The organism is Desulfovibrio porci (assembly GCF_009696265.1).
GTDB lineage: Bacteria > Desulfobacterota > Desulfovibrionia > Desulfovibrionales > Desulfovibrionaceae > Desulfovibrio > Desulfovibrio porci.
Map to the genome: position 1 here is coordinate 137,703 of NZ_VUMH01000010.1, position 6,488 is coordinate 144,190.

The window sequence follows — 6,488 nt, forward strand, 5'->3', positions numbered from 1 at the left end:
AATGCCAGCTCCGGCCGGGCGGGAAGCCGTGGAACAGACGCCCCTGCAGGCCTACGCGCCGGAAATCGCCGTCAACGCGGCCGGTCGGCTCTGGCGTCTGACGCGCGCCGCCGACCTGGAGCAGCTCTGGGATGCCATGACCGACGATCCCCGCAATTTCGAGGACGAGCGGCTGCCCTACTGGACCGAACTCTGGCCGTCCAGCGTGGCTCTGGCCGGCTGGCTGGCGGAACGGCGGGAGGAAATCGCGGGCCGCGCCTGCCTGGATCTGGGCTGCGGCCTGGGCCTCACCGCCCTGGTGGGCCAATGGCTGGGCGCTCGGGTCACGGCTGTGGATTATGAGGAAGACGCCCTGCGCTTCGCGCGCCTGAATGCGGACCGCAACGCGGTGGCGCAGCCCTGCTGGACGGTCATGGACTGGCGGCGTCCGGCGGTGCGCGCCCGGAGCATGGCGCGGATCTGGGGCGGGGACATCATGTATGAAAAGCGTTTTGTGGCACCGGTGCTGCGTTTTCTGACGCATGCCCTGGCCCCGGACGGCGCGGCCTGGGTGGCCGAGCCGGGGCGCTCGGTCTATGAGGCTTTTCTGCACGCCCTGCACGGCGGCGGCTGGCAGGGGCGGCGCGTCCACACGGCACGGGTGGAGCCCCTTTACGCCCAGCCTGTGCCGGTGACCGTGCAGGTATGGGAAATCCGGCGCGGGACGCCCTGAAGTCCGGGCGGAACAGGTTCCGCTCTAGGGACGCGCGCCGGGCACGAGACAGACGGCAGGCGGAATACATGGGAAAATTAGTGCGTTTCGGCGTATCGCTGGATGAGGATTTGCTGGAGCCTTTTGACGCGCTCTGCGCGCGCAAAAGCTATTCCAACCGCTCGGAAGCCATCCGGGATCTGATCCGCAAAGCTCTGGTGGAGGATGACTGGCGGGATGCCGGGGGCCAGGGCGCGGGCACGCTGACCCTGGTCTACGATCATCATAAAAACGATCTGGCCCGGCGGCTGATGAAGATCCAGCATGACGATCACGACATTATCGTGACCACCCTGCATGTGCATCTGGATCATTACAACTGCCTGGAGGTGCTGGTGCTCAAGGGCGAGGCCGCGCGGGTGCGGGCTCTGGCCGACCGGCTGATCTCCTGCCGCGGCGTCAAGCACGGCACGTTCAGCGTGACCACAACCGGACAGGATCTGGCCTGATGGAAGACGTACAAAGCCATGCCCCCACGGTGCCCCTGAGCATTGACCGCGTGGGGGTGCGCGAACTCAGGCTGCCCCTGCTGGTGCGCGACCGCGCCAAGGGCCGCCAGCAGACCGTGGCCAGCGTTGATCTGGGCGTGGATCTGCCCTCGGCCTTCAAGGGCACCCACATGAGCCGTTTTGTGGAAGCCCTGGAAGGGTGGAACGAGGAAATCAGCTATCAGTCGGTGCGCCGCCTGCTGGAAACCGTCAAGGAGCGCCTGGGCGCGCGGCGGGCTTGGGCGCGCTTCAGCTTTCCCTATTTCATCCGCAAGACGGCCCCGGCTTCGGGCAGCCCCGGCACGGTGGCCTATGAATGCCGCCTCACCGGCGAACTGGACGAGAGCGGCCAATCCTTTCTGCTGGATATGGACGTGCCGGTGATGACCGTTTGCCCCTGTTCCAAGGCCATCAGCCGCGAGGGCGCGCACAGCCAGCGTTCCATCGTGCGCATGAGCGTGCGCATGAACGGTTTTTCCTGGCTGGAGGAATTTATTGATATGGCCGAGGAGTCGGGTTCCTCGGCGGTCTATACCCTGCTCAAGCGCGAGGACGAGAAATTCGTCACCGAGCACGCCTTCGCCCATCCGGCCTTTGTGGAGGACGTGGTGCGCAACGTGGCCCAGCGCCTTTCACGGCACGCGCATGTGGAGTGGTTCAGCGTGGAAGTGGAGAGCATGGAATCCATTCATAATCACAACGCCTTTGCCCGCATCGAGCGCGACGTCCTGAACGCGGAGCGGGACTGAACCCGGCCGGAGAGCCCGAAAAAGCGCATGAACCTTGGCCCCGGCGGGGGCGGACCGGCCCTGGAAAAAGCGTTTTGCAGCGAAAGGTTTTTATGTTAGAAAAATCGCAAACAGGTGCAGACTGATGAGCGGCATTACCGGCAGCATGTATATCGGCGCGTCGGCCATGGATGCCCACTCTTGGGGTATGGCCGTCACGGCGCACAATGTGGCCAACGTGAACACGGCGGGCTTTACGCCGCAACGGGCGGTCTACGCCACCGGTCCCGGCGGCCGGGGCGTGCGTCTGGATGCCGTGCTTCAGGACGCGGGCGCTGCCGGGCGGCTCGACGCCGCGACAAACAGTGATCCGTCCATGCCGCCGGAGTTCGTGAATCCCAGCGGCACGGATCTGGGACGTGAAATGACGCAGATGATCTCCACACAGCGGACCTATGAGGCCAACGCCCAAACCGTCCGCACCGGCGACGCCATGCTGGGGGTACTGCTGGATATGAAGGCCTGATACAGGCATATGCCGAAATGGGCGGGACGGACCTGCCCGTTTTTTTGTCCCGTTGCCCGCCGTCCGCGCGGCGGAGCGGCCATCACCGGGAATGGAGTGCGAATGGGTAAGTATCTGAAAATATGCGCGCTGATTATGGGTTGCGGTCTGGCGTTCGGCTGCGCGACCAAGCAGAACAGCACCAATGATGATCAATTGCGCGTGGAGCGCTTCCGCCGCTCCTATGAGGCGGCGCTGGACGAGGATCAGGCCCAGGCCAGCCGCCAGTTGCTGCGCAAAGCCCGCTCGGCCATCGGCACCCCCTATGTGCGGGGCGGTTCCAGTCCGGGCGGTTTTGACTGCTCGGGCTTTGTCTGCTGGGCCTACAAGAGCGTGGGCGTGGATTTGCCGCGCACCGCCCGGGAACAGTCCGTGGTGGGCGAGCGCATCAAGAACCAGGAAGATATGCGCGCCGGCGATATCGTGGCCTTCCGCCACCCCCGCCGGGGCTACCACACGGGCATTTACGTGGGCGACGGGAAATTCATCCACAGCCCGCGTCGTCGTACCACCGTGCGGATCAACTCTCTCAGCGATCCCTATTTCAGCAGCACCTTTCTGGGCGCGCGCCGCGTGAATTTTGAAGGCAATGAAAATTTGGTGGCCCAGGCCGAAAGCCGCCTCAGCGACTACGCCGAGGAAAAGGCCGTACGCGAACTTTCCGCCTCGAAAAAAAGTCCGGCCAAATCCCGCCGCGCCGTCAAAACGCGCCGCGTCTCACGCGACAAGGTCGTGCAGGTGGCCAGCAGCGACACGCGCCGCCATACCAAGGTTTCCGGCGAACGCAAGACCGCGCTCGTCAAGGCCGCCAGGGCGGAAAAAAGCAAAGCCACTCAGTCCGCCAAAAATGGCAAAAGCACGGTGAGCAACGTTGCGGAGAAAAAATCCTCCGGCAAGGCGCTTTCCTCTTCCCATCAGAAAAATAAAAAGACTTCCGGCGCCAAAAACCGTAAGAAATCATAGGCGGATATATGCTTCCCGTCATCAGCCCGGCTGAAACGTTGCAGAAACTCCGGGACGGAAAAATCCGTCTTGTCGATATCCGTGAACCGGATGAAGTGAACGCGGTGCGCGTGCCCGGCGCGGAAGTGGCGCCGCTTTCAGTCATCAAATGGTCGCATCTGGCCCTGTCCGACGCGGACCAGCCTATTGTCTTCACCTGCAATTCCGGCAACCGCACCAGCAAGCAGAGCGATCTGCTGGAAGAACTGGCCGGTGGTCCCGCCTGGCAGATGGAGGGCGGCGTCAGCGCCTGGGCCAAGGAAGGCCTGCCTGTGGAGCGCGGGCAACAGCGCATGCCCCTGTTCCGCCAGATTCAGATCGGCGCGGGCGCGCTGGTGCTGCTGGGTCTGGCGGGCGTGTTCGTCTGGCCGCCCATGATCTGGCTGTCCGCCTTTGTGGGCGCGGGGCTGGTGTTCGCCGGGGTGACCGGCTTCTGCGGCCTGGGGCTGCTGCTTTCAGCCATGCCCTGGAACAAAAAATAATTTTATGCCGCCATGCGGAGCGGACGGGTCCGCCCGGATCTGCGGGCGACTGGCGCCAAGCCCCACGGGCTATGCCCATCTGGGCAACGCCTGGGCTTTCCTGCTGGCCTGGCTGGCGGTTCGGGCGCGCAAGGGCGTTCTGATCCTGCGGCTGGAGGATATTGACCCCCAGCGCTCCAGGCCCGAGTTTGCGGCGGCGTTGCTGGAAGACCTGCGCTGGCTGGGACTGGACTGGGATCAGGGACCGGATGTGGGCGGCCCGCTGGGGCCGTATGAACAGAGTCGGCGCGGAGCCGCATACGCGGAAGCGCTGGCCCGGCTGGAGGCCGCCGGTCTGACCTATCCCTGCTTCTGCACCCGCAAGGAGTTGCGCCTGCTGGCCGCGGCCCCGCATGTGGATGACGCGGGCGCGCCTTATCCCGGCACCTGCCGTGAGCTGAACGCGGCGCAACGCGAGGCCTTGTTCAGGAGCGGCCGCAGGGCGGCGGTGCGTCTGCGCTGCCCCGGCGAGTCCGTCGAGTTTGAAGATGCGCTGCTGGGGCCGCAGTCCTTCCGGCTGGAAGAATGCGGCGGGGATTTCGCCTTGCGGCGCTCCGACGGCGTGGTGGCCTACCAACTGGCCGTGGCCGTGGACGACGCGCTCATGGGCGTGAATCAGGTTGTGCGCGGGCGCGACATATTGCCCTCCACGCCGCGCCAGATCGCGCTTTTGCGGCTGCTTGGCCATAACGCGCCCCAATATGCGCATATTCCGCTGCTCCTGGACGGCGAGGGCCGGCGTCTGGCCAAACGCCACCGGAGTCTGGCCCTGCGGTCCTTGCGGGAACAGGGCGTAACCCCGCGCCGTATTGTGGGACTGCTGTCCCGGCTGGCCGGGCTCAACCCGCGCGGCGTGCCCGTGAGTCCGGCGGAACTGCTGCCGGATTTCGCTCTGGAGCGCCTGCCCGGCACGGATCAGCGCGTGACGGATCAGGATTTGCGTCAGCTTGCGCCGTAACAGGCGCGTATCTCTCAGCAGGAGTGTATAGAACGTGGCAACGCTTGATCAGGCTTTTGTGGATGAAATTTTTCCGGCTCAACGGACCGATGATTTTTTTGACGCCCTGTTCGGCGGCGCCGAGGAAGGGGCCTACGACATCCGGCTGGTCTGCCGGAACGTGACGCCCGTCAGGGCGCAACTGGCCTTTGAACTGCGCCAGCGGCCCGGCAAATGTCTGGTCTGCAACCTGACCTATGGTTTGCCGCAGGTTTTTCAGCGCCATCCGGTGCTCAATGTGGCCGGCGTGGCCAAGGCCGTGGCGAAACGCCTGGGCTGGCCCGAAAACACACCCTGGAAGCTGGAACCTACGGAAGAAATCAGCCATGAACTGCATGCCATTCCCTTGGTGCTGGAACGGGCCTGATGCCCGTATTGACAGAGCGGTTCTTTTTTGGCAATAGAAGCCGACCGACAGCGCGGTTCGGTTGGTAGAGCAACTGACTCGCACGCAATTTCTACATGAAAGGGACATAATTTAGTAATTATAGGAACTTGCCGCCTTGGCTCAGCTGGTAGAGCGGCTGATTCGTAATCAGCAGATCGTCAGTTCAAATCTGACAGGCGGCTCCATAAGATATAAGGGCTTACGCAGGAGGTATCTGCGTAAGCCCTTCTTCTTCTTCTTCTTCTTCTTCTTCTTCTTCTTCTTCCTTGCTCTTTCCCCGGTCGCAGAATGCAAGCCGTAACTGGAACCCGTTGCACCATTCACAATGCGGCCATGCCCCAGTCATGCCCGGTCCGTCCGAAAAGGAAAAGGTGGTTTGCCGCGAATCTTATCCCTTACCGCAGAGCGGGCAAACGCTTGATATTTCCACCCTGGAAAATGCAAGCCTTTACAACCACACCACACGCACAGAAAAATCCGTTCCGGCGGCCGTCGTTCGCCAAAAGAAAAGCCCCGCATAAGTTACCGGCAAATGCGGGGCCGCTCGCCAGCTGCCGGCCAAGCAGGACTGTCAGAACCAAGTATTCGCTCCAAGCTCCTACTATCCCCACACCCCAGGTTTGAGTGTGGGGAATGGTCATGACAGATCTATAAGCAGCTGGTTTGCAAAGTTATATAGTTATCTTGACATCATAGTTATATCCTCAAGCACGCGCAGATCGCCGGATTCAGCTGGAAGCTGATCCGCACATCAATCAAAGCTGTTTCTGTTGACAGCCGCACCCGCAGCCCTGCAGTTTTTTACGCAGGAATTCCGGCAGGATGCCGCGTACGGATTCGGCGGACACCATGCGGCGCATGATGCCCAGCTGGTCCTGCAACGGCAGTTGCTTGGGGCAGACGTTGTCGCAGGCCAGCAGACCCATGCAGCCGAACACCCCGTTGTCGTCCCCGATCAGCTCGTAGTAGTCCGCAGGGGTGCGGTTGTCGCGCGGGTCCAGGTAAAAGCGGGCCATACGGTTGATGGCCGTGGCCCCGATGAAATCCT

The 6,488-nt window shown here is 63.0% G+C and carries 8 protein-coding genes, 1 tRNA gene and 1 pseudogene; 9 read left to right on the plus strand and 1 reads right to left on the minus strand.

All coding sequences use genetic code 11. The annotated features are described in order from the left end of the window. Position 1 precedes the first annotated feature (1 nt). From FYJ44_RS10505 to FYJ44_RS10545, 9 genes are all read left to right on the plus strand, one after another. The gene (locus FYJ44_RS10505; RefSeq protein ID WP_195841012.1) at positions 2-712 is read left to right on the plus strand and encodes a class I SAM-dependent methyltransferase; all 711 of its coding nucleotides are present in this window, start codon (positions 2-4) and stop codon (positions 710-712) included. Between the two features lie 68 nt (positions 713-780). Next, on the plus strand, positions 781-1,200 hold the full coding sequence (gene nikR, locus FYJ44_RS10510; RefSeq protein ID WP_154511868.1) for a nickel-responsive transcriptional regulator NikR: 420 nt from the start codon (positions 781-783) through the stop codon (positions 1,198-1,200). After that, on the plus strand, positions 1,200-1,988 hold the full coding sequence (gene folE2 / locus FYJ44_RS10515; RefSeq protein ID WP_154511870.1) for a GTP cyclohydrolase FolE2: 789 nt from the start codon (positions 1,200-1,202) through the stop codon (positions 1,986-1,988). The genes nikR and folE2 overlap by 1 nt, the downstream gene beginning before the upstream one ends. Positions 1,989-2,112: 124 nt before the next feature. Then, positions 2,113-2,493 carry a flagellar basal body rod protein FlgC gene (locus FYJ44_RS10520; RefSeq protein WP_154511872.1) on the plus strand — a complete coding sequence of 127 codons (381 nt, stop codon included), beginning with the start codon at positions 2,113-2,115 and terminating at the stop codon, positions 2,491-2,493. 102 nt (positions 2,494-2,595) lie between these two features. Beyond that, positions 2,596-3,495 (plus strand): C40 family peptidase, encoded by a 900-nt coding sequence (locus FYJ44_RS10525; RefSeq protein ID WP_154511873.1) that lies wholly within the window; start codon positions 2,596-2,598, stop codon positions 3,493-3,495. 8 nt (positions 3,496-3,503) lie between these two features. Further along, a complete protein-coding gene (locus FYJ44_RS10530; RefSeq protein ID WP_154511875.1) occupies positions 3,504-4,016 on the plus strand; it encodes a rhodanese family protein in 513 nt (170 codons plus the stop codon). A gap of 4 nt (positions 4,017-4,020) precedes the next feature. Further along, positions 4,021-5,013 (plus strand): tRNA glutamyl-Q(34) synthetase GluQRS, encoded by a 993-nt coding sequence (gene gluQRS, locus FYJ44_RS10535; RefSeq protein WP_154511877.1) that lies wholly within the window; start codon positions 4,021-4,023, stop codon positions 5,011-5,013. Between the two features lie 34 nt (positions 5,014-5,047). Then, the gene (locus tag FYJ44_RS10540) at positions 5,048-5,419 is read left to right on the plus strand and encodes a hypothetical protein (protein ID WP_288230584.1); all 372 of its coding nucleotides are present in this window, start codon (positions 5,048-5,050) and stop codon (positions 5,417-5,419) included. A 130-nt stretch (positions 5,420-5,549) separates the two neighbouring features. Next, positions 5,550-5,625, plus strand: a tRNA-Thr gene (locus FYJ44_RS10545). A 570-nt stretch (positions 5,626-6,195) separates the two neighbouring features. Here FYJ44_RS10545 and frdB read toward each other — a convergent pair. Further along, positions 6,196-6,488, minus strand: a pseudogene (gene frdB / locus FYJ44_RS10550) (fumarate reductase iron-sulfur subunit); the annotation flags it as partial.

Excerpts from the sequence above, each read along its gene's own strand:
- FYJ44_RS10505 (WP_195841012.1), top strand. The coding sequence starts at position 2 with ATGCCAGCTCCGGCCGGGCGGGAAGCCGTGGAACAGACGCCCCTGCAG.
- nikR (WP_154511868.1), top strand. The coding sequence starts at position 781 with ATGGGAAAATTAGTGCGTTTCGGCGTATCGCTGGATGAGGATTTGCTG.
- folE2 (WP_154511870.1), top strand. The coding sequence starts at position 1,200 with ATGGAAGACGTACAAAGCCATGCCCCCACGGTGCCCCTGAGCATTGAC.
- FYJ44_RS10520 (WP_154511872.1), top strand. The coding sequence starts at position 2,113 with ATGAGCGGCATTACCGGCAGCATGTATATCGGCGCGTCGGCCATGGAT.
- FYJ44_RS10525 (WP_154511873.1), top strand. The coding sequence starts at position 2,596 with ATGGGTAAGTATCTGAAAATATGCGCGCTGATTATGGGTTGCGGTCTG.
- FYJ44_RS10530 (WP_154511875.1), top strand. The coding sequence starts at position 3,504 with ATGCTTCCCGTCATCAGCCCGGCTGAAACGTTGCAGAAACTCCGGGAC.
- gluQRS (WP_154511877.1), top strand. The coding sequence starts at position 4,021 with ATGCCGCCATGCGGAGCGGACGGGTCCGCCCGGATCTGCGGGCGACTG.